Here is a 23650-nt window from a genome sequence, read left to right as displayed (position 1 = left end):
TCTTCAATTCTTCTTGCATATTATCTGGTTGTCAAATTCCAGACTGATGTAAGAGTATTTATTCCATCCCACGCGGTTCAGTCCGTATTTGTAGAACTTCTCCAGCCGGTTCAGCTTTTTGTCCACGTGATGCGGATGTCCGAGGTATACAATGTGTTCGCCCACGCGCGGCACCATCTCTACGGAACCGTCGGGCAGCACATTGAGCTGCACTATCTGGTTTTGCCAGAACTTGTTTTTCACGATATAGTTGCCCATGGGCGTGAGTACTCTCTGTGCATATTTACGGTCGATATGCCCTGTGGCTATTACAAGGTCTGTGACGTATCTGGTGTAGGGCATTATTCCGCCACGGCTGTCCAGATAGTAGTCGTCGCCGTTGTCGGCTTTCACCCTTATCAGCGGCATGCGCTGCGTCAGACTTATGCACACTTGTCCGCCCTGTGTCTTGTAGCACTGCACCTTGTCCACGAACGGGCTTTGCTGCAGCACCTCCTCCATTTTGCGCACGTTTACCTCCTGCATGGATTTGCCCAACGGGTATATCTTGTTGCGCTGTAGGATACTTTTTATCTCGTCGGTATTCAGAAATCCGTCCACGATGTTGTCGCGGATGTCTATTTTCACTTTAGAGCATACAGTCACTGCGTCGTCGGGCTTGTTGAAAGCCGTGACGGCAAGCAGCAGGTAGACGGCTGCGAGCATATTCATCGCTATGACAAGATAACGTTTCCAGTCCAACTTCATCTTTCCTGCAAAATCTTTGTAATCTGCGGCACGTAGTTGTCTATGTCACCGGCGCCAAGGATGACGAGCACGTCGAAGTCACGGCTTTTGACATATTCGACCACGTCCTTGCTTTTTATCATCGTCTTGCTGACGTTGTCGCCCAGACAGTCGTATATCAGTTGCGACGTTACGCCCTCGATGGGTTCTTCGCGTGCCGGATAGATGTCGCACAGCACCACCTCGTCCAGTTGGCTCAGAGCGTCGGCAAAGTCACGGTAGAAATCGCGGGTGCGGGTGTACAGGTGGGGCTGGAATATTGCCGTAATCCTGCGGTCGCGATAAAGTTCGCGTATGCTTCGCGCGCTTTGGTATATCTCCTTCGGGTGGTGGGCATAGTCACTGAGCAGCACTGTGCGGTCGGTCTTTATCTTGAAGTCGAACCGGCGCACCACTCCTCCGTATGTCTGCATGCCGTAGCGCAGTTCTTCGGCGGTGCATCCCGCCAGTTGGGCCATGGCCATGGCTGCCACACCGTTTTCTATGTTTATGGGTACAGGCTGTCCGAGCTGTACGCCTTTGACACACTCTATGGGCGATATGAAGTCGAACGTGATTTCGCCGTTTTCTATGTGTATGTTCTCGGCGTGGAAGTCGCCCTCGGTCAGTCCGTAGTCATAGCGCCGCACGTCCTCGCGCAGCTCTTCCTTCATCTCCAGGCCACGGTGTATGACGAGCGCTCCGCCCGGCTCTATCAGCGACGAGTACTTTCGGAAACTTTCCAGATAGGCTTCCTTGGTGCCGTAGATGTCGAGATGGTCCGGGTCAGTGGCTGTGATTACGCTTATCCATGGTGTGAGCCAATGGAAAGAGCGGTCGAACTCGTCGGCCTCTATCACTACATATTCGCTCTGGCTGAGTATATAGTTTGTGCCGTAGTTCTTGGATATGCCTCCAAGAAAGGCGTTGCAGTCGGCTGCACTTTGGTGCATGATGTGCGCACACATTGTGGATGTGGTAGTCTTTCCGTGTGTTCCGGCTACGCAGAGGGCGCGGTGTGAGCGTGTGAGTGTGCCGAGCACTTGCGCGCGTTTCTGTATCTCGAATCCGCCTTTTCGGAAGTATTGCAGTTCTTTATGGTCGGCAGGAACGGCCGGTGTATACACCACGAGACACGACTGCGGTTTCTTGCATGCGTGTGGTATTTCGTCTACGTTTTCTTCATAGTGTACCAGCATGCCCTCGCGTTCGAGCTGCCTTGTCAGTTCCGACGGGGTCTTGTCGTAACCTGCCACCACGATGCCGCGGCTGATGAAATATCGTGCTATGGCGCTCATGCCTATGCCGCCGGCTCCTACGAAATATACTGCTTTTATGTCTTTGAGTTCCATTCTTGTTTTTCTTTATTTTGTAGCCATCCTTATCACCTCGCGGGCTATTACGGTAGCAGAGTCGGGCAGTGCCATGTGCAGGATGTTGGCGCTGAGATTTTCGAGTAGTGTCGTGTCGGCGACGGTCTCTACGGCCAGGGACAGCAGTGTGTCCGGGGCATCACTGTCTTTCACGCAGATGGCGGCATTGCGGTCGGTCAGTGCCATGGCGTTCTTGGTCTGATGGTCTTCGGCCACGTTGGGACTCGGCACCAGTATCACCGGCTTGCCGATGAGGCAGAACTCGGAGATACTGCTTGCTCCGGCGCGGCTGATGACGAGGTCGGCGGCACGGTATGCCGTGCCCATGTCACTGATAAAGTCGGTCACCGTCAGGTTGGCCGGCTTGTGGTGTCTTTGAAGTTCTTCGGCTATGGACTTGCTGTAGTATTTTCCCGTTTGCAATACAAACTGTATCCGGTCTGCCTGTTGCTCGATCAGGTCGAGATGGCGCATCACGCTCTCGTTGACAGTGCGGGCGCCAAGGCTCCCGCCAACCAGCAGTATTGTTTTCTTGGCGGGGTCCAGCCCGAGAGCGTTTGCCGCTTCCTCGCGTGTCATTTTTACTTCGAGGAGCGACTGCCGCACGGGATTGCCCGTCTTCATTATCTTGTCGGCGGGAAAGAATCGTTCCATGCCGTCGTATGCCACGCAGATGCGTTCTGCCTTGTCGGCAAGTCGCTTGTTGGTAACTCCTGCGTATGAGTTCTGCTCTTGTATAAGGCATGGTATGCCCATGGCATGGGCTGCCTCAAGGGTGGCCGCGCTTGCATATCCGCCCACGCCAACGGCGCCCATGGGGCGGAAGTCTCTGATAATGCTCTTCACCATGCGTTTGCTTCTGAGAAAGTCGATAGCCACGCCAATGTTGCGAGGTGACCACAGCGGGCGTATCAGTCCGCGCACGGGCAGTCCCTTAATATCGTAGCCGGCTGCCGGTACGCGCTGCATCTCCATGCGACCAAGTGCCCCCACAAAAAGTATTTTGGCATCATGGCGCTCGGCCTTGATGGCATTGGCTATGGATACGGCGGGAAATATGTGTCCTCCCGTGCCTCCTCCGCTGATGATTATTCTCAATTCATTGTCCATACCTTACTTAATAAGCATACTAATTGCAAAATTAGTAATTTTATCCCGTACAATCTAATTTTAGGTGGTCTTTTTTCAATAATACTCCAACATCTGTTCGCGGAGGGACATGAAGACGTATTCTTTTGGAATAACGACATGGACTTTCTTTTGGAATAAAAATATAATATCTTTTTTGGGGGATAAAGATATGATCTTTCTTTTGGCATAAAGACATGATTTAGTGAATGGGCATGGATACATGTTCTTTCAGAAAGTATCGCGCATAGACAAGCTTGATTCAACATGTCGAAATTCGTGAAATAAAGGACGAGGGCGCCTTGAAAAGGCAGCAAGCACATAGCCCGAGGCAGAGCGTAGCGGCACCCCGGGAATCAAATATCGACAATCCCTGCGCCCTGCGCAAGGGCAAAAGCATAAATATATATACAATATAAAACCGTAAATATCTGATAATTAATGCTTTTGCCCCTACAGGGCGAATGCGTGCAATTGTGTTGTTCCCGGGGTGCCGCTACGCTCTGCCCCGGGCTATGTGCTTGCTGCCTTTTCAAGGCGCCCTCGTTCTTTATGTCAAGAACACATCTTCATGTCTGAAAAGGATTATGTCTGTATGTCCAATAGAGGTATTTATGTCTTGATTATTCTGAAAAAAACGCATTTCGTTTTTTGCGAAATAGAAAAGTTGGAATGCCATTCCTACTTCTTTTATGCATGTTTTATACATGGTCAACTCGCCGTAAGGGCCTCCCGACGCTCCCACGAGGGCCGTTTCGCATTGCAAGGAGGCCTGTTTCGCAATGTAATAACGGCCTTATTGCAATGTGAAACGGCCCTCTCTGCTTTCTTGATAAAGCCCTGTCAGCGTAACGCACTGATAATCAGTGTGTCCCATTTGAAGCAAAAATCGCGATTTTGGGTCTCTTGGCGGAAAAACGCGATTTTGTGACGGGCGACGAAGTGATTTGTAAAGGAAAATATAAACGGGAATATTCACGTAAATAATGAAAGTGTGTCAAAATGCAAATACTGTGAAAAATATGTCCCTACAAATCTAATGAGTAGAGTTTTTCCCTGCTCCGCCTTACAGCTTTTTCAGCTTTATCACTTTCGAGTCGAACACTCCGTTGAGATTGAGCTCAATGCCCTGCTGCATAAGGAAGCGGCCGGTGAATGACTTGTTTTCCCAGTGGTCTTCACGGCCATCGCGGCACAGTTCGTTAAGACGGTAGGTAGCCTGCGGGTCAAGACCGGCGAAGTGGAAGCGTGGGCGGTTTATGTTGACGTACTGTTCAAACTTGTAGGCGAAGAACACGGCCTCCGACTTGCTGTCGTCGATGTACATCTCCGAGGCGAAGCCGGTCTTGCCATAAGGCGAGATGAGGCGGTACTGGTTGCCCTGCTGTATGACGGGACGTATCTTCTTGTAGGTGGCCACGGCGTTCTTGGCATATTCCAACTCCTTGTCTGTCAGATCGCTGGGCTTCATCTCCATGCCGAGGCGTCCTGTCATGGCTACGGCAAACCGGAACTTGAGCGGCACTACGCGGCCCGTCTGATGGTTGGGCGATGTGCTCACGTGCTGTGCCATGGCACAGGCAGGGAAGAACATGCTTGTGCCCCATTGTATGAAGAGGCGTTGCTGCGCGTCGGTGTTGTCGCTCACCCAGAATTCGTCGAAATAAGGCATCAGACCGTAGTTCACCCGTCCGCCGCCGCTGGCGCAACATTGGATTACGAGGTCTGGATATTTTGCGCGGATGCGTTCAAGGGTTTTCTTGAGGCCCAGATGATAATCGACATACAGATGGCTTTGGTTGTCTGCGCTGAGGTAGCTCGACCCGAAGTTGGCGATGTCGAAATTTGCGTCCCACTTGATGTAGTATGTGTTGGGAGTCTCTTTCATGATGTCATCCACCACACCGAACACGAAATCCTGCACCTTGGGGTTGCTGAGGTCGAGGATGAGCTGTGTGCCGCCGCGTCCGGTGATGGGCTTGCGGTTGGGGTGGCATACTATCCAATCGGGATGTTTCTCGTATAGTTCGCTTTTGGTGTTGGTCATCTCCGGCTCAATCCATATACCCCATTTAAGTCCGCGCTGTGCGGCGGCTTTTTCGAGGGATGGAACTCCGTCGGGGAGTTTCTGCGTGTCTGTCACCCAGTCGCCCAAAGCGCAGTCGTCTACTGAGCGTTTGTACTTGTTGCCGAACCATCCGTCGTCCATGACGAAGAGTTCTCCGCCGAGTGTCTGCACGCCGTCCATCATCTTCTCCATACCTTCTTGGCTCACGTTGAGGTAGACTCCTTCCCAGCTGTTCAGTAAAATCTTGCGCAGCGCTGTGCCGTTGTACACCTTATTGTTGAGGCGTGCCCAACGATGGTAGCTGCGGCTCACACCACCCATGCCCCCGTCACTGTAGGCCAATGCCAGCTCCGGTGTGGTGAAGCTCTCCCCGCGATTGAGGGTGTACTCGGCGTTGGTCTCGTTTATGCCTGCTATGAGCTGGTGCTCTTTCTGATCGTGCGTGTCGATGGTGATGCGGTAGGGACCGGCCCAGCAGAGCACGGCGCCGATGGTGCGGCCCTCGTTCTCGCGGGGCTTTCCGTCGAGCGAAATCATGATGTTGGGACGGTTGTATACGGCGTTCTTAGTGCCGCTCATCTCGTTTACTTCGAACACTCCGGCCTGCAGTGGTTCTTCGTATATGTATGCCTCGGCTCCCCATGTGCCGTGCTGATGGCTCACCCACGCATCGCTCTGTCGTAGTGGCACGAATCCACTGGCGTATTTGAGCAGTCTGACGGGCTTCTTTTCGTTGTTGCGTATCACTGTCCATGTTTCTATTACGTCGCTGTTGGTGTAGGCACGGTAGCACACGTCTACCCAAAAGTCGTAGGCACGGTCTTTCATCGTGATGGTGTATACCGTAGCGTTGGGCTCGTTCTGCTGTTTGTCGCTATGGTATACCAGCTCGGTGCTCATGTTGCCGTCGGCGTGCTTTACGTTGAGTGCGGGCATACTGTTGCCACCGGCTCCGAAAGCGGGATATGCCTGTTCCCAAAGGCTGTAGGCCGAATATACCTGGCTGATGTTGTCTATACGTTCACCGTAGTAGCTTACATGTAGTGGTTGCCCCTCTTCTGCTTTTAGCAGTAACGATGTGTTTGGTGTGTTCACCACAATGTCCTTCGCCTGTATGGAAATCGTTGCGAATACAGCCATTGCAAACAAATGAATATTTCTCATGTTTTTTATAATTTATAGTTGATAGGTTGATAATTTATAGTTATAAAACTGCCCTTTCTTTTGAATCTTAAATTAGTGATTTTGCTGCCTTATTTTCTTACTTTGGATTGTAGGGCTTTTCTTTCATATCATCGTCTTCATCCGCAATGTTCTGTTTGCGTTTTGCCGTGCGGCTCACGCTGAGTATGGCACCGATGTAGGCACAGTTGATGATGGTGGAGGTGCCGCCCTTGCTGATAAGCGGTAGGGGCTGACCTGTTACGGGGACGAACCCCACTGCCACGAGCATGTTGAACGTGGCTTGGACGACGAGCAGCAGAGCCAGTCCCATGGCAAGCAGAGCCGGGAAATAGTTTTCGCAGCGGTTGGCAATGCGTGCCGTGCGGAATAGAAGAATGATGTAGAGAAAGACCACGAAAGCCGCGCCCACGATACCGAGCTCTTCGATGATGATGGCATATATGAAGTCGGAGAACGCCTGTGCCAGGAAGTCGCGCTCCACGGAGTTGCCCGGCCCCTTGCCGATGAAGTTGCTCGATACGATGGCGATGTTGGCATGGGCCACCTGGGCACCTTTGTCGAGGTCATAGTCTCGTGGCGGAACCTCTTCGCTGTTGAAATCGAGAATGCGTGCTTTCCATGTGTCGGCACGGTGGAACATCTTGCTCAAGGTTCCCTCCTTATCGTCTTTGTTCTTGCCGGCAGCGTCTATGGTTTTTCTGTCGGCAGTGAGTGTCGTTGCTGTCTTGCCGCTGTCGGCTGTCGGCGGGGCTGCCAGAGTCTCGGTTTTGCTTGTCTTCTTGTTGTTGCCGGCCTTTTCGGCGTCACCGGCCAGCATCACGAACGACAATGCCAGTACCACCATCAGTGTCACAGCCCCCATCAGTTTGCCTATCTGTATCATCGGAACTCGGCCTACGAACATCATCAGCAGCACCACAAGACACAATAATGCCGCTGTTGAAAGGTTCTCGAGCATTATCAGGAAGGCCATAGGCACGGCCAGCCACATTATGTACTTGAAGGCTTTCTTGTCGGTGCCGTTGTCAAGCTGCATGGCGCTGAGTATCTGTGCCTCGGCGAGTATCATGGTGCCCTTGGCTATCTCCGAAGGCTGGAATGTGAATCCGGGAATCTCGATGACCCGTTGTGCACCGTTGATGGCTTCACCGGAGAAGAGCACCCACAGCAGTGTGACGAACGAGAAGATTAGCAGGAAGGGTGTCATCAGCTTGAAGTAGCGGCACGGAATGTTGGTGGTGACCACTGTTACAAACACACCGAAAACAAGCATTCCCGAATGCTTGAATATCGGAGTGATGAAGTTGTTGCTTTTGTAGGTGAGTCCGCTTGAAGCACTGAACACCTCGACCACGCTTATCACGCAGAGAAAGAAGAACACCATCCAGATGCCTTTGTCGCCTTTGAATATGTTGCCTATTTTCATTGCAGAACGTTGGTTCCCGTCATGTTGCCTCAATTGTGTGTAAGGATGCAGGCGACAGAGGGAATTACTTTTAAAACGGTTGTTGTAATTGTTGTGTTCCTTTTATATCGTATTGAATCATTCGGATTGTTGCCATAGCATGGTCAGTGGTGTCCGCTGCTTCGTCATATTGTGGCGGTTACGAGTGTCTTGAATTGTTCGCCCCGGTCTTCCATGTTGCGGAACAGGTCGAAACTGGCGCAGCAGGGACTCAACAGCACAGTGTCGCCCGGACGGGCCATGCGGCGGCAGGCTTCCATGCAGTCGCGCATGGAGTGGGTGTCGCTCACGGGTATGCCCATATCGTCGAAGTTGGCATGCAGTTTGGCATTGTCTGCACCGAGGTACACCAGTCCGGCGCACTTCTCGGCCACAAGGGGCTTTAACGTTGTGTAGTCGTTGCCCTTGTCGCGTCCGCCGATGATGAGAATTACGGGTGTCTTCATGCTTTCCAGAGCATACATGCAGGCATCGACGTTGGTGGCTTTCGAGTCGTTGACATAATGTATCCCGTCAACAGTGGCCACCTTTTCCAGCCGGTGTTCCACTCCGGGGAACGTGCTCAGACCGCGGCGTATGGCCTCTTGGGATATGCCTGCCACGTCGGCGGCCAATGCTGCGGCCAGACTGTTGTACAGGTTGTGACGGCCGGTGAGGCTGAGCTCTTCCTGCGGCATGGTGAACATGGCGGGGCGCTCGACGGTGAACTGTCCGTCGGCCGAGACATATCCTGCCTCCATCACTTCCTTGCGGTCGGAGAACGGGCAGAGCATCGACTGTATGTCGTATTTATCGAGCTCACGGCTGATGATGGGATCACCGCTCCAGTAGATGAAGGCATCGTCGGGTGTCTGATTGCGTATGATGCGCATTTTCGCATCGGTGTAGTTCTGCATACAGTTGTCGTAGCGGTCAAGATGGTCGGGCGTGATGTTGAGCAGTATGGCAATGTGGGCACGGAAGTCGTACATGTTGTCGAGCTGGAACGAACTCAGTTCTATCACATACCACTCGTGTGGGTCCTCAGCCACCTGCAGCGCCAGTGAGCGGCCTATGTTGCCGGCCAGACCTGCGTCGAGTCCGGCCTCGCGGAATATGTGGTGGATGAGCGATGTTGTGGTGGTTTTGCCGTTGCTGCCCGTGATGCACACCATCTTCGAGCGGGTATAGCGGCCGGCGAACTCAATCTCGCTGATTATGCTTGTTCCTTTTTCCTTTATTTTTGCCACCATGGGGGCTGTGTCGGGAATGCCGGGACTCTTTATCACTTCATCGGCATTAAGTATGAGTTCTTCGCTGTGGCGGCCTTCCTCCCATGCGATATGGTGGTCGTCGAGCATTTTCTTATATTTGTCGCTGATGACGGACATGTCTGATACAAACACGTCGAAACCTTCTTTCTTGGCCAGTACGGCGGCTCCGGCACCGCTCTCTCCGGCTCCCAGTATTACTATTCTTTTCATATGTGTAGTCTTCGTCTTATCTTATCTTCAATGTTATAATGGTCATTGCCGCCAGTATGATGGTCACAATCCAGAAACGGATGGTTATCTTCGATTCGTGCACTACATTGCCCGAACCTTTTATCAGGTAGCGGCAATCGGGGTCGAGCTGGCTGTCCTGAGTGCGGAAGGCATCATGGATTGGTGTGCGACGGAATATGCGTTGCCTTATGCCTCGACGCTTCCCCATTTTATAGTACCATACCTGCATCATCACGCTCAGGCTTTCTACGAAGAATATGCCGCAAAGTATGGGGAGCATCAGTTCTTTGTGGATGATGATGGCCCCCACGGCAATGATGCCGCCGATGGTGAGCGAACCGGTATCGCCCATGAATATCTGGGCGGGATACGCGTTGTACCACAGAAAGCCGATAAGGGCGCCCACAAAAGCGCACAGGAACACTACAAGTTCCTGACTGCCGGGAATGTACATGATGTTGAGGTATGATGCAAACTCGATATGGCTCGACACGTATGCAAATATGCCAAGGGCGACGCCGATGATGGCCGATACGCCGGCACACATGCCGTCCATGCCGTCGTTGAGGTTGGCACCGTTGCTCACAGCCGTGACCACGAAAATGGTCATTACGACGAAGAGTATCCAGCCGGCGGCAGTCTTGTACTTGCCGAAGAATGCCATCATGTCAGAATAGTCGAGATTGTGGCCTTTGACAAATGGTATTGTGGTCTTCAATGACTTGGTGGCTTCGCTGCGGTGCTTCACCACGAGTTCCTGCGTCTGGGTCTTTTCCATGGCAACGTTTTCGCGTATCTTGGCGTCGGGACTGAGGTAAAGCACGATGCCGACAATGAGCCCGAGCCCCACCTGTCCCACAATCTTGAACTTTCCTTTCAAGCCTTCCTTGTCGTGACGGAATATCTTTATGTAGTCGTCAAGCCCGCCGAGCACACCGAGCCACACCGTAGTGATAATCATCAGTATGAGATAGATGTTGCGCATGCGCCCAAGCAGGATGATGGGCAGCAGGATGGCGATGATTATTATAACACCGCCCATCGACGGAACGCCTGTTTTCTTTATTCCGAACGGGTCGATGGCCTTGTCGCGCTGCGTCTCCGTTATCTGCTTTTTCTTGAGGAACTTTATGAATTTCTCGCCGAACCATGCAGAAATGACCAATGACAATATCAATGCCAACAGGGCGCGGAACGATATGTACGACCAGATGTGTGAACCGGGGATGCCGAATTGGTCCAGGAATCTGAAAAGATAATATAGCATGTCTTCTGTTTTTTAAGTTATTGGAGGTTTATGATTGAAGATATCACCTCTTTGTCGTCGAAATGATGTTTCACGCCTTTTATCTCCTGATAGTCCTCATGTCCTTTTCCGGCTACGAGTATCACGTCACCCTTGCGGGCCATCATGCAGGCTGTGCGGATGGCTTCGCGACGGTCGATGTTGGTCATCACCTTCTTCATCTGTTGGGTGTTGATACCTGCCAGCATGTCGTTGATTATGTCTTGCGGCTCTTCAAAGCGCGGGTTGTCACTTGTTATTATCACTATGTCGCTCTGTTTCACTGCTTCCCGGGCCATCAGCGGGCGCTTGCCCTTGTCGCGGTTGCCGCCCGCTCCGCATACGGTGATTACGCGCCCCTTGCCGTCGAGCACCTCGTGAATGGCGCATAGAACGTTCTCAAGCGCGTCGGGAGTATGGGCATAGTCTACGATGGCCGTGTACTCTCCATTCTGCGAACGTATCGGTTCGAGGCGTCCGCTCACGCTTTTCAGGGTGCTCATGACCACAAGAATTTCTTCAGGCTGCTTTCCGAGCATGACGGCGGCGCCGTATACAGCCAGCAGATTGCTTACGTTGAACTTGCCGATGAACTGCACACCTACCTCGTGGTTGTCAATCTCGAGATACATGCCTTCGAAATGGCATTCTATTATCCTGGCCTTGAAGTCGGCCATGCTGCGTGTCGAGTATGTCTTGACCCTGGCCTTGGTGTTCTGGACCATGAACATGCCGTTCTTGTCGTCGGCGTTGGTTATGGCGAAAGCGTCTTTGGAGAGAGTGTCGAAGAACGCCTTTTTCGCGTCACGGTAGTTCTCGAAGGTCTTGTGATAGTCCAGATGGTCGCGTGTAAGGTTGGTAAACAGGCCTCCGGCAAACTTCAGGCCGCCTATTCGTTTCTGTGCGATGGCGTGGCTTGAGCATTCCATGAACACATATTCGCAGCCTGCATCGGCCATGCGTGCCAGAAGCGCGTTGAGCTCGATGGGGTCGGGGGTGGTGTGGCTGGCCGGTATGGCTTCGTCTTCTATGTAGTTGCATACGGTCGAGAGCAGTCCGCAGCGGTGTCCCATCTGTCGGAACATTTTATATAATAATGTGGCGATGGTGGTCTTGCCGTTTGTCCCCGTCACTCCTACGAGTTTCAGTTTTCTCGACGGATCTCCGTTGAACAGTGTCGCCACCGGGCCGACGGCGCTCTCTGTGGATTCTACCGTGACGTAAGTGACTCCCTCCTTTACCTCGGCAGGCAGTTCCTCGCAAAGCACAGCTGCCGCACCCAGTTCTGTGGCTTTGGCAATATAGGCGTGTCCGTCGGTCTGAGTTCCCTTTATTGCAACGAAAAGATGTCCGGGCGCAATGCGTCTGGAGTCGATGTCTACTCCCGTTATTTCAACCTCGGCACTGCCTTCAATGCTCAGGGGCTTTATTGTTTTGAGCAACTCGCTTAGTTTCATAATCTTTATTGTTATACTGTTGTACCTTTTATTGTCTTATTGTATGATTTCATTTTGCCGTCATTTCATGTTCCGGTGTCGTTATTCCATCACCAACACACATTCGGCCCCGCTGATGGCGGTCCGTCCCGGAGCGTAACTCTGCGACTTCACCTTTCCCCGGCCCTGCACCTTGACCGTCAGGCCGCGGCTTTCGAGCATGTACACCGCATCGCGTGCACCCATACCCTTGACGTCTGGCACGATGTTGCGCGGTGTCTTGGTCTTTGTCAGTGTGACCTCGCCTGCATGTCTTGCAGCTTTGCCCCATATCGGATTGCCGTAGGCATAGCTGCCTTCCCACTGCGTGTCTGTCTTTATATCGAGCCTTCCGAGCACGTAGTCGGCAGCCATGATATTACCATTCTTGACATCGGGAATCATCACCGACGACGTATCACGTGCATCGTCAACACTCATCTTCAGATGTTTGGCCATCACGCCTTCGGCAATATGGTGGAACACCACTCCGCTCATTCCGCCGCCCGATGCCGGCAAGCCCGACTTTTCTATGCAGACGATACAACTGTAGCGCGGTTTGTCGGCGGGGAAGAATCCGGCGAAACTCAGCCAGTAGTCCACCGTACCGCTTTTGTATCCGGCCTTTCCTTTCGACACCTGCGCCGTGCCGGTCTTGCCCGCCACCTTGAACATCGGCGAGCCGGCTTTCTTGCCAAGGCCTTGGCTGACCACATGTTCCAGTATGGTCTGCATGGTCTTGATGGTCTGCGGCTTGGCAATCTGCTCCTTTATCACTTCCGGCGGATACTCTTTGAGCGTTTCACCGTTTTTTATCACTTTCTTGACGAAACGCGGCCGCATCATCCTTCCGTTGTTGGCTATGGCATTGTAGAATGTCACTGTGTTTATCGGTGCTACCTGTGTCTCGTAACCTATGCTCATCCATGCCAGTGCCGTCTTGCTCCAGTTGTCGTATTGTCCGCGGCTGTTCTTGTGCGGGCGGCGTATTATGGGCGGCGTATAGCCTACGAGCGGCAACTGCAGGTCTTCGGCGATGCCTACACGGTGCAGCCCGTCCACATATTTCTCAGGGTTGTTGAAGTAGAATTTGTCTATCACATGACTTACGCCGATGTTGCTGCTCACCTCGAGGGTGCGGGCTACGTTGATGTCCTGATAGCCGCCACGCCGCCAGTTGTGGTCTTTCATATCACGACCGTGCATGGGCATTACGCCGCTGCCGGTATGTATGACAAAACTCGTGTCGACCACGCCGTCATCGAGTGCCACGAGGAACGACGCCACCTTGAACACCGACCCCGGCTCGCAGCGGTGGCTGATGGCCTTGTTTACTGTCTCACGGTAGCCGCCGTCGGCGCATTTCACCATATTCACTATCGCCTTGATGTCGCCGGTTTCCACCTCCATAAGTATCACCACGCCCACGTTCCCGTTAATCTCTTTAAGTTCTTCCACCAAAGCCCGTTCTGCCAGATCCTGCATTCCCACATCAATGGTAGTCACGATGTCTGCTCCGTCGTCAGGCGGCATGATGGGTATGCTCATGAATTTGTTCAGTATCTTCCGGCGGTGTATCAGACCGTTCTTTCCGCGCAGAATCGAGTCGTATGACAGTTCCAGTCCGAACCGTGCCGTGTCTTTGGCGCCGAACATGTCGCCCACGGTGCGCTGTGCCAGCGAGCCGAACGGGCGGCGGCGTGAGTTGAACTCTTCCCAGTGGAATCCGCCCTTGTATTTCGACATGTTGAATACCGGGAGTTTTTTCACTTCGGTGAACGTGTTGTAGTCTATGCGCTTTTTCCATATCGGCCAGTTGCGGCTCATCTTGGCATGTCCCTTCTCCAGATGTTGCTTGAACTCCTTTGCCGTTTTGCTTGGGAATATACGGTGCAGACCTTCGCATATCACGTCTATGCTGTCACGCCACACGCTGTCTTTCTTCTCACCGCCGGCCTTGAAGTCCATAAATATACGGTATTCCGGTATACTGCTTGCCATCAGCCGTCCGTCGCAACTCAGAATGTTGCCGCGGGTGGGTTTTACGCTCAGGCTGTCGCTCTTGAGGCGAGCGGCCACCTCTGTCCAATATTCCTTTTTTGCAGACATTATGTATGCGGCCTTGCAGAGTATGGCTATCCCCGTCAGTGTGAGCACGACGGCGATGGCAAAATAGCGCGGCATTATTTTCTTGTTGTCAAACTTGCTCATGATATACGTATGTTTTCTTATTTCTCCGGCACATTGATTATGTACGGAGGCTGATCGGACGGGCGCAGCAGGCTGTCGTTCCTGTTTTTCAGCAGTTCCAGCACGTGGCTTTCGCGGCAGCGTTCCGTCAGCGTGCTCGAACTTGACAGAGCCTTGTATTTGGCATCTTTCAGTTCGTTTTCAAGTTTGTCGATGGCAATCATATCCTGTTGGCACTGATATCTGAAAGCAACATAGACTATGGTGAATACCACGATGAGCACGAACAGCCATATCTGACTGCGCACGATATCGGCACTGAGGATGTCACCGCCTATGATTTTCTTGAACGTGAGGGACGCCGACGGCTTCGGATCGTCCTCCTTGGCGTTCTCTTTAAGAATCTGGAGTGCTGTCTCCTTCGGGCTTTCCGGCTGTAGCGGCATTTGTCCGTCCACGGTCTCGTCCGCTCTTTCTCCGGATGTGATGACGTTGTCGGTCCTTTTTACCTTGTCTTCTTTTGGCATGACGGCTGGATGTAGTATTCCTTATGTATTATTTATTTTTTCTCTGCAATTCTGAGTTTGGCGCTGCGGCTGCGCGGGTTGCGCAGTTGCTCTTCGTTGTCGGGCACAATGACCTTGTTGTTTATCAGCCGGAACGGAGTGTCCGTGCGTCCGAAAAAGTCCTGTGACACATGTCCGTCGGCATTGCCGGTCTTCATGATGTTCTTCACAATCCGGTCTTCCAGCGAGTGATAGGTTATCACCGACAGACGTCCGCCCGGGGCAAGCAGTCCGGTGGCGGCAGCCAACATCTCGCGCAGGGCATCCATCTCGTGGTTCACCTCTATGCGCAGTGCCTGGAACAGTTTTGCCATATCCTTTTTCCCCCTCTCCCTCGGAAACAGTTTCTCCACCGTCTTCATCAGGTCGCCGGTAGTCTCGATGCGCTTTTCACACCGTGTCTTTACTATAGCCGACGCTATGCGGCGTGCCGTCTTCAGTTCGCCATACAGATAGATGATGTCGGCCAGCCGCTCCTCGTCGTACTCGTTGATGATGTCGGCCGCCGTCTTGCCGTCGCGTTTGTTCATTCGCATGTCAAGTGGGGCGTCGAACCGGAACGAGAACCCGCGCGACTCGTCGTCAAGGTGGTGGCTCGACACTCCGAGATCGGCCAGAAGCCCGTCGATGTGTTCCACACCGTAGTAACGCATCCAGTTTTTCAGATATCTGAAATTGCTGCGCACAAAGGTGAACCGTGCGGCTCCTTCCCCTTGTGAAGGCAGTGGAGTTCCATTGCCTGTCAGCCTCCTCTCGGCATCCTCATCTTGGTCGAAGCCGTAGAGCCGGCCACCGTCGGCCAGCCTTGAGAAAATCTCACTGCTGTGTCCGCCTCCGCCGAAAGTCGTGTCTACATATATTCCGTCGGGTTTTATAGCAAGCCCGTCAACGCTCTGCCGCAGAAGCACGGGCACATGATATGTCGTTTCGTCAGTCATCATCAACTCTTAAAAGTTAAAAAACACCGCCCATCAGTTCTTCCATGGTTCTGCTGAAATCGGCCGGCTCCATGAACGGTTGCCCGGGTGTGTCGTTGTTCCATATCTCGATAGTGTCGTCCATGCCGATGAATCTTATGCTCTGTCTGATGGATGCCATGGTCTGAAAACGCTTTGGAATTAGAAAACGGCCGTTGCCGTCAAGTGTTACCGGCTCAACTTCCGACACGAACTGTCTGAACACCATACGGTGCTCCTTGTTCCACAGGCTGAGTCTGGCACGCAAATCGTCGGTACGGCTGTTCCATACACTTTCGGGATACAGTACGAGGCACGGCTGATGGATGTCCTTTCTTAGCACAAGCCGTTCCTCACCGGCGCATTGCAGCACCTTGCGGAACGCGGCGGGCAGAAAAGCTCTGCCTTTGGCATCTGTTTTAGCTTCTATGTTGCCTAAGAATCGCATACGTACCTCTTATAAAGATTTTGGCGTCAAAGTTACATAAAATTCCCCACATTCCCCCACTTATCGCCATTATTTTTGCGAGGTATTTGGAACGCTCACGGTTGTTGTATTGTATATTATTGATTGTCAGGATGTTATTATCTGACGGTGAAAGTGTTAACGGTGGGGCTTATGTGGCGGTTAGTGCTGTCTGTGGAATGCGACATCGGCATTGTATTGCAGTCCGGTTGATTTCGGCATGGTGCGGACATCCGATATGCCTGTGTTGTTGACAATGTAAATCGGAGTATTGGAATTTCTTTTACTTTAACGTATGTTAAGCGGCATCCGTTCCGCAATTTTCAGACAAGGCTCCGAAAATCGCGTTTTTTGCTTCAAATGGGGAGCGCTGATTATCAGTATGTTACAACGGTGGGGCTTTGTCAAGAAAGCAGAGAGGGCCGTTTCGCCTTGCAATAAGGCCGTTATTGCATTGCGACGGCGGCCTTATTGCAAGGTGAAACGGCCCTTGCGGGAGTGTCGGGAGGCCCTTACGGCGGGTTGACTCCCCAAAAAATGCCTGTAAAGAAAGCAGAGAGGGCCTAACGGCTTTTCTATTTCGGAAAAAATAAAAAGCGTTTTTTTCAGAATAATCAAGACATACAGACATGACTACTTTGTATATAACCAACATATATTTTTCTTGCCGTATTGTATATAACGGTATAATCAACATAATCTTTCTTGCCGTATTGTATATAACAACATAATATTTCTTTTGTGCATAAATGCATAAAAAGGTATTTTTAATGGAGGGAATATGAGTAGATGTTCTTTCAACATGTATAGTATCATAGTCACATATCAGGTTAAGCCTGTTGAAATTTGCGAAATTCTTAACGGGTTCGCCTTGAAAAGGCAGCAAGCGCATAGCCCGGGGCAGAGCGTAGCGGCACCCCGGGAACAACACGATTGCATCCATTCGCCCTGCAAGGGCAAAAGCGTTAATTATCAGATACTTATATTTTACCATATGTGATTATTTGCTTTTGCCCTTGCAGGGCGCGGCCTCGCTATGCATGAATCCCGGGGTGCCGCTACGCTCTGCCCCGGGCTATGCGCTCGTTGCCTTTTCAAGGCGCATCCATCCTACTGTCCGGACGATAATGCAGTTTGATTTTGTTGACTAACTTATTTTATACAATCAGGTATCAATTCGGTTCTGACAGTATGGTGTTCTGCCATCTATGCTATTTCTGTTTTTGCAATCATGTATCAATTCGGTTCTGACAGTATGGTGTTCTGGCATCTATGCTATTTCTGTTTTTGCAATCATGTATCAATCCGGTTCTGACTGTGTGGTGTTCTGCCATCTATGCTATTCCTGTTTTTTTGCAATCAGATATCAATGAGTTGGTTTAAGTGTTGCCTGCTTTTAATGGCATTTTTCTTGCATTTTATTGTTTTTTGACTAAATTCCCGATAAAAGTGTGTACATTCTCAAAGATTTCTGTTACTTTTGCAAATCGTTAGAATTGGAGAGAAATGGAACAAATCACAGAGAAGACCATCGACATCGACAGATTGTTGCTCAGCAAGATGGGAACCAAGGCCAAGTTTGTGCCCCGTCCTCTCGTGAGTTGGCTGAAGCATATCATACATCAAGACAGGGTTAACGCATATCTTTGGGAAAGCCGCCATCTTAGTGGCACTGATTGGCTTGAAGAGTGTGTGCGCTATCTTGACATGACGCTTGATGTAGTTGGGATGGAGAATCTGCCGGCAAAGGACGACGGCAGACTTTACACCTTTGTGAGTAATCATCCTCTTGGAGGTGCCGACGGAGTGGCTCTCGGTGCGATAATAGGACGTCACTATGACGGACGTTTCCGTTATCTGGTCAACGATCTGCTGATGAATCTGCCCGGCCTGGCACTGGTGTGCATCCCCATCAACAAGACAGGAGGCCAAAGCCGCGGTTTTCCGGCGATGGTGGAGAGCGGATTCCGCAGCGACAACCATATGCTGATGTTTCCTGCCGGCATCTGTTCACGCCGACGTGGCGGAGAGATACGCGATGTGGCATGGAAGAAGACGTTCGTCACCAAGAGTGTAGAGTACAGGCGTGACGTGGTGCCTATACATTTCGGCGGTCAGAACTCTGATTTCTTTTACCGTCTGGCCAATATCTCCGACCGCTATGTGAAGAAAGTGAACATCGCCATGCTTTTCCTTGTGGACGAGATGTACAAGAATGTGCACAAGACATTCCGGGTAGCCATAGGCAAGCCTATTCCGTGGCAGACTTTCGATCGCAGCCGTACTCCGGCAGAGTGGGCGCAGTATGTGCAGGATAGGGTGTACGAACTGTGATGTCGGGATGTATATACAACAACCATTATAAACAATAACAAGCGTTTCCGAAGGCATCTTATGCAACAGGAAGACCGTGGTGACACACGGAGAGGCTATCATCGCTCATCTGTTTGCTGACTTCAGGTAAGAGCAGAGTGACAATAACTTATGGAACAAGAGATAATAAAGCCGATAGACAAGGCGTTGCTGAAAAGCGAACTGACTCCTGAACGTCAGTTGCGCATGACAAACAAGAGTCATAACGAGATTTACATTATCGACGCTCATAATGCGCCGAATGTGCTTCGTGAGATAGGACGTTTGCGCGAAATGGCATTTCGTGAGGCCGGCGGCGGCACGGGCAAGGCTCTCGACCTTGACGAGTTTGACACGATGGACAATTGTTATAAGCAACTCATCGTGTGGAACCCTGAAGAGGAAGAAATAATAGGTGGCTACCGTTATATCCTCGGCACCGACGTAGAGGTGGGAGCCGACGGTCAGCCGTTGCTTGCCACGAGTCACATGTTCCACTTCTCCGAAAAGTTCATGCGTGAGTATATGCCGCAGACCATTGAGCTGGGGCGCAGTTTCGTTTCACTGGGCTATCAGAACACAAGCAAGAACGGCACCAAGAGCCTTTTCGCACTGGACAATCTTTGGGACGGACTGGGCGCACTCACCGTGATACAGCCCAATGTGAAGTATTTCTTCGGTAAGATGACCATGTATCCGTCGTATATCCGCAAGGGACGCGACATGATATTGTATTTCCTCAAGAAGCATTTCGAGGATAAGGACAACTTGGTGATACCGGTGAAACCGCTCGTTATAGAAGCCGACCCGAAGGAGTTGGATGCATTGTTCTGTGAAGATTCGTTCAAGGAGGATTACCGCATACTCAACCGCGAGATACGCAATCTGGGATACAACATTCCACCGCTGGTGAATGCATATATGGGGCTTAGCCCCACGATGAAGCTCTTCGGTACGGCTATCAACTACGGATTCGGCGACGTGGAGGAGACGGGCATACTCATAGCCGTCGACGAGATTCTCGACCAGAAGCGTGTCCGTCACATCGACTCTTATATAAAGGAACACCCCGAGGCGCTCAAGATAACGAGCGGTGCCAACAACGTGATATATAAGGACAACAGGTAATACGGCTATACTATCGGCAGGCTGATGCCGTTAATTTTCTGGTAGATGTCGAGTGCGTATATGTCTGTCATGCCGCTTATGTAGTCTATCACAGCCATGATGCGCGTTTCGAGTTGTGGCGAGTGGATGTCATACTGACTGCTCACCCGGCCTATCAGCTGTTTGGAGTAGAAGCGTTCGGGATGAAGGGCGGCCTCGACCATCTGTGCCATGAGTGTCTCCATTATTTTATAACCTGACAGCTCCACGTCGAGCACCGGTTTACTGCAATATATGTTCTTCTTTGATATTTCCGTGCATCTGCGGTAGGCGTTGCGCGGTGTTTCGGCAATGTGGTCTATCAGGCTTCCGCTGAAACGCGCATTGAGTATATCCTCTTCGTTTTCTATGAATGCCTTTACGCATTCGCTGACCAGCTTGCCGATGACGCAGGCCCGCATATACACTATTTTTTCGTTGTCGTCGGTCAGTTGCTCGTCATCAATGCGCTGCATTATCTTCTGTTTCGTGTCGTCGTCGAAGAAACCGAGCATCAGCCCGGCCGTGTCCTGATACGACAGTATCTTCAGTTTGTTGGCATCCTCGAGGTCCATTATCTCGTAACATATATCGTCGGCGGCCTCTACCAGATATACCAGTGGATGGCGGGCATAACGCAAGGGCTCACCGGGCGCCGACAGCCGTTTTATGCCCATTTCATCGGCAATTTTGCAGTATGTCTCCTTCTCCGTATTGAAGAATCCGAACTTGCCATGGCTGCCTGCGGCGGCCGATTCGAACGGATATTTTACCACAGCGGCCAGTGTGGAGTATGTCATCACAAAACCGCCTGTCCGCCGTCCGCAGAAGCGGTGTGTGAGCAGTCGGAAGGCGTTGGCATTGCCTTCGAAGCGGGTTATGTCGTTCCACAGTTCGCGGCCCACCATGTCTTTCAGTGCCAGTCCGGCTCCTTCGGTGAAGAATGTCTGTATGGCCTTCTCGCCTGAATGGCCGAACGGCGGGTTGCCCATATCGTGGGCGAGGCATGCCGTGGCAACAATCTGTCCTATCTCGTTTATCATGGTGTCGTGCAGTTCGGGATGAAGTTTCGTCAGTGCGGCCGCAACGTCGTTGCCGAGCGACATGCCCACACTGGCCACTTCGAGGCTGTGGGTCAGACGGTTGTGCACGAATATGCTTCCCGGCAGAGGAAACACCTGGGTCTTGTTCTGCAGCCGGCGGAACGGTGCCGAAAATATCAGACGGTCGTAGTCGCGTTTGAACTCCGTGCGGTCGTCGTGCCGCTCAATGTGTCGTTGTTCCTGACCGAGCCGTTTGTTGGTTATGAGTTGTTTCCAGTCCATAGTCGTATCATTGTATGAATGTGATTGCGCAAAAGTACACAAAAGGAGTAAAATCCCCAAATTATAACCTGATTTAGTGACGCTCTTGCTCAAAATAATGGAATAAATACTTTTTAGCCATTAAAATGCCGGTGTTTGAGGATTAATCGTTATTTTTGCATTTTAAATATAAATAAAGACCGACATAGATAATGATTGAGATAAAAGTTATAAACCGGGGCCGTCAGCCATTGCCGGTATATGCTACAGAACAGAGTGCCGGCATGGACCTCAGGGCCGACATAGACGAACCGGTGGTGCTACACTCCATGGAGCGTCGGCTGATAGGTACGGGACTGTACATGGCATTGCCCGAGGGATATGAGGCACAGGTAAGACCACGCAGCGGACTGGCTTTGAAACATGGTGTGACCGTGCTAAACTCTCCCGGTACAATCGATGCCGATTATCGCGGCGAGATAAAGGTGCTGCTCGTAAATCTTTCGTCCGACGATTTTGTCGTGAACAGCGGCGAGCGCATTGCCCAGATGGTGATAGCGCGTCACGAACAATCCGTGTTTGCAGTTGTTGGGGAACTGGATGACACCGAACGTGGCGAGGGAGGGTATGGCCATACGGGCGTGAAATGAATATCGTATGAACTGTAATCTGATGGCAAATTTGTTAAGGGTGAAGTCTTTGCAGGCATTTATAGCCGTTGTACTCACGATTGCGGCAGGCATGGTGCGGCCGTCGTCGGCATCGGCATGGAGGCCGGCTGACGGGGATATATCCGGATATGACGCGAAGCGAAAGTACGACATGTTCTTTCTTGAGGCCATGGTGCAGAGGCAGAAAGGCAACAATACGGCTGCTTTCGACCTGTTGCGCTATTGTGAGGAGCTGAACCCGCAGGCTCCGGAAGTATATTTCTATCTTGCACAGTATTATACATCGCTTAAAGACAAGGAGCGTGCGCTGGCCCATTTTAAAAAGGCGGCCGAACTGAATCCCGACAACAGCACATATCTTGAGACGCTGGCTCAGGCATATGTGGCCAATGGACGATATGAGGAGGCTATAGCTGCTATCGAACGTCTCACACAGCGTAACAAGGGACGTGACGACATGCTTTCGATGCTCGTGCAATTGTATTTGCAGCAAGGTGACTACGACAATGCCATAGCTACGCTTGAACGGATGGAGGAACTCGAGGGAAAGAACGAGCGGCTTTCGTTCACCAAGAGTGATATATATACAAAGAAAGGTGACAAGAAAGCGGCCATCAGCGAAATGAAGATGCTGGCCGACCAATATCCCAACGATTTGAACTATCGCGGTATGTATGCCGACATGCTGTTGATGAACGGAGAAGATACCGCGGCTATTGGCATACTTCGAAGCATACTTGACGAAGAGCCTGACAATGTCAGGGCCATGCTCTCGATGCGGGCACACTATAAGCAGGAAGCCGACACGGCACGTGCCGACTCTGTTACTATGGACATTCTGATGAACAAGAACACGACGTCTGCCAATCGTGTATATATAATGCGTCAGGAAATAGCCGAGAGCGAGGAGAACGGCGGCGACAGCATACGCATAATGGAATATTTCGACAGGATGCGTGGAAGTCTGTCTCAGCCTGATGTCGACGTGGCGATGTTGCAGGTTGCATATATGAATTTGAAGAAGATGCCGCGTGATGACATGCGGAAAGTGTTGGAATGGATACTCGGTGTGGCTCCTGACAACGCAGCGGCGCGGCTTGAGCTTGTGTCTTATGCGTGGAACCGTGACGACATGCCGGCAGTTGTCGAACTGTGTCGTGCAGCCCGTCAGTACAATCCTGACAACATGGGCTTCTATTATTATCAGGGCATGGCCTACTACCGTATGGAGGACGAGGACAGTGCGTTGGAGGCTTTTCAGAATGGTATCAGTGTAATAGCGGAAGACAGCAATCCTGACCTCGCCTCCGATTTTTATTCCGTCATGGGCGACCTGCTGTTTCAGCGGGGCCGAGGGGCCGAGGCTTTTGCCGCTTACGACTCGTGTCTGCAGTGGAAAGCCGACAACATAGGATGTCTGAACAATTACGCATATTATCTGAGCCTCGAGGAGCGCGAACTGGAAAAGGCGGAGCGTATGAGTTACAAGACGATAAAGGCCGAACCGGAGAATGCCACTTATCTCGATACGTATGCGTGGATATTGTTTCTTGAAGGGCGTTATGCCGAGTCCCGTGTATATATAGATCAGGCTGTGCAGCACGACGCAGATGCCGGTGCGGTGATACTGGATCACGCCGGCGACATACATGCAATGTGCGGCGATATGGACAAGGCTGTGGAACTGTGGCGGAAAGCCGCAGAAAAGGATGCGGGGAACAAACTGCTGAAGAAAAAGATAAAACAGAAAAAATACCTGAAGAAATGATGA

General features: G+C 51.5%; 18 protein-coding genes. 4 read left to right on the top strand and 14 right to left on the bottom strand.

The annotated features are described in order from the left end of the window. Positions 1-3 precede the first annotated feature (3 nt). From HPS55_RS08745 to HPS55_RS08685, 13 genes are all read right to left on the bottom strand, one after another. On the bottom strand, positions 4-747 hold the full coding sequence (locus HPS55_RS08745) for a cell division protein FtsQ/DivIB (protein ID WP_172174978.1): 744 nt from the start codon (positions 745-747) through the stop codon (positions 4-6). Beyond that, positions 744-2117: a UDP-N-acetylmuramate--L-alanine ligase gene (gene murC / locus HPS55_RS08740; protein ID WP_172174981.1), complete on the bottom strand. Its 1374-nt coding sequence runs from the start codon at positions 2115-2117 to the stop codon at positions 744-746. The genes HPS55_RS08745 and murC overlap by 4 nt, the downstream gene beginning before the upstream one ends. 12 nt (positions 2118-2129) lie before the next feature. Next, positions 2130-3248 (bottom strand): undecaprenyldiphospho-muramoylpentapeptide beta-N-acetylglucosaminyltransferase, encoded by a 1119-nt coding sequence (murG, locus tag HPS55_RS08735; RefSeq protein ID WP_172174984.1) that lies wholly within the window; start codon positions 3246-3248, stop codon positions 2130-2132. A 1084-nt stretch (positions 3249-4332) separates the two neighbouring features. After that, positions 4333-6498: an alpha-galactosidase gene (locus HPS55_RS08730; RefSeq protein ID WP_172174987.1), complete on the bottom strand. Its 2166-nt coding sequence runs from the start codon at positions 6496-6498 to the stop codon at positions 4333-4335. Between the two features lie 97 nt (positions 6499-6595). Next, a complete protein-coding gene (locus HPS55_RS08725) occupies positions 6596-7945 on the bottom strand; it encodes an FtsW/RodA/SpoVE family cell cycle protein (protein ID WP_172174990.1) in 1350 nt (449 codons plus the stop codon). Between the two features lie 164 nt (positions 7946-8109). Then, the gene (gene murD / locus HPS55_RS08720; protein WP_172174993.1) at positions 8110-9447 is read right to left on the bottom strand and encodes a UDP-N-acetylmuramoyl-L-alanine--D-glutamate ligase; all 1338 of its coding nucleotides are present in this window, start codon (positions 9445-9447) and stop codon (positions 8110-8112) included. Between the two features lie 16 nt (positions 9448-9463). Beyond that, positions 9464-10735, bottom strand: coding sequence for a phospho-N-acetylmuramoyl-pentapeptide-transferase (locus HPS55_RS08715; RefSeq protein WP_172174996.1), 1272 nt, complete (start codon positions 10733-10735; stop codon positions 9464-9466). A gap of 17 nt (positions 10736-10752) precedes the next feature. Then, positions 10753-12210, bottom strand: coding sequence for a UDP-N-acetylmuramoyl-L-alanyl-D-glutamate--2,6-diaminopimelate ligase (locus HPS55_RS08710; protein ID WP_172174999.1), 1458 nt, complete (start codon positions 12208-12210; stop codon positions 10753-10755). An 81-nt stretch (positions 12211-12291) separates the two neighbouring features. Next, positions 12292-14439 (bottom strand): penicillin-binding protein, encoded by a 2148-nt coding sequence (locus HPS55_RS08705; protein WP_172175002.1) that lies wholly within the window; start codon positions 14437-14439, stop codon positions 12292-12294. A 17-nt stretch (positions 14440-14456) separates the two neighbouring features. Further along, positions 14457-14945, bottom strand: coding sequence for an FtsL-like putative cell division protein (locus HPS55_RS08700; RefSeq protein WP_253945783.1), 489 nt, complete (start codon positions 14943-14945; stop codon positions 14457-14459). 32 nt (positions 14946-14977) lie between these two features. Then, positions 14978-15925 (bottom strand): 16S rRNA (cytosine(1402)-N(4))-methyltransferase RsmH, encoded by a 948-nt coding sequence (gene rsmH, locus HPS55_RS08695; protein ID WP_172175005.1) that lies wholly within the window; start codon positions 15923-15925, stop codon positions 14978-14980. 13 nt (positions 15926-15938) lie between these two features. Further along, complete coding sequence (gene mraZ / locus HPS55_RS08690; protein WP_172175008.1) at positions 15939-16388, bottom strand: division/cell wall cluster transcriptional repressor MraZ; 450 nt, start codon at positions 16386-16388, stop codon at positions 15939-15941. A gap of 403 nt (positions 16389-16791) precedes the next feature. Then, positions 16792-17400, bottom strand: a complete 609-nt coding sequence (locus HPS55_RS08685) for a hypothetical protein (protein ID WP_172175011.1) — start codon at positions 17398-17400, stop codon at positions 16792-16794. 512 nt (positions 17401-17912) lie between these two features. Between HPS55_RS08685 and HPS55_RS08680 the strand changes: the two genes are divergently transcribed. Together HPS55_RS08680 and HPS55_RS08675 are read left to right on the top strand one after the other, a co-directional pair. Next, positions 17913-18740, top strand: a complete 828-nt coding sequence (locus HPS55_RS08680; protein ID WP_172175014.1) for a glycerol acyltransferase — start codon at positions 17913-17915, stop codon at positions 18738-18740. 150 nt (positions 18741-18890) lie between these two features. Then, positions 18891-19886 carry a GNAT family N-acetyltransferase gene (locus HPS55_RS08675; protein WP_172175017.1) on the top strand — a complete coding sequence of 332 codons (996 nt, stop codon included), beginning with the start codon at positions 18891-18893 and terminating at the stop codon, positions 19884-19886. A 5-nt stretch (positions 19887-19891) separates the two neighbouring features. On the opposite strand, the gene dgt is transcribed toward HPS55_RS08675, so the two are convergent. Next, a complete protein-coding gene (gene dgt, locus HPS55_RS08670) occupies positions 19892-21229 on the bottom strand; it encodes a dGTP triphosphohydrolase (protein WP_172175020.1) in 1338 nt (445 codons plus the stop codon). Between the two features lie 191 nt (positions 21230-21420). Between dgt and dut the strand changes: the two genes are divergently transcribed. Together dut and HPS55_RS08660 are read left to right on the top strand one after the other, a co-directional pair. Then, positions 21421-21858, top strand: coding sequence for a dUTP diphosphatase (dut, locus tag HPS55_RS08665; protein WP_172175023.1), 438 nt, complete (start codon positions 21421-21423; stop codon positions 21856-21858). A gap of 22 nt (positions 21859-21880) precedes the next feature. After that, positions 21881-23647 (top strand): tetratricopeptide repeat protein, encoded by a 1767-nt coding sequence (locus tag HPS55_RS08660; protein WP_172175026.1) that lies wholly within the window; start codon positions 21881-21883, stop codon positions 23645-23647. Positions 23648-23650 lie beyond the last annotated feature (3 nt).

Source organism: Xylanibacter rodentium (genome assembly GCF_013166575.1).
In the GTDB taxonomy this organism is placed as follows: domain Bacteria; phylum Bacteroidota; class Bacteroidia; order Bacteroidales; family Bacteroidaceae; genus Prevotella; species Prevotella rodentium.
The sequence above is the reverse complement of the archived record's forward strand: the minus strand, read 5'-3'. Positions and strand labels throughout refer to the sequence as shown.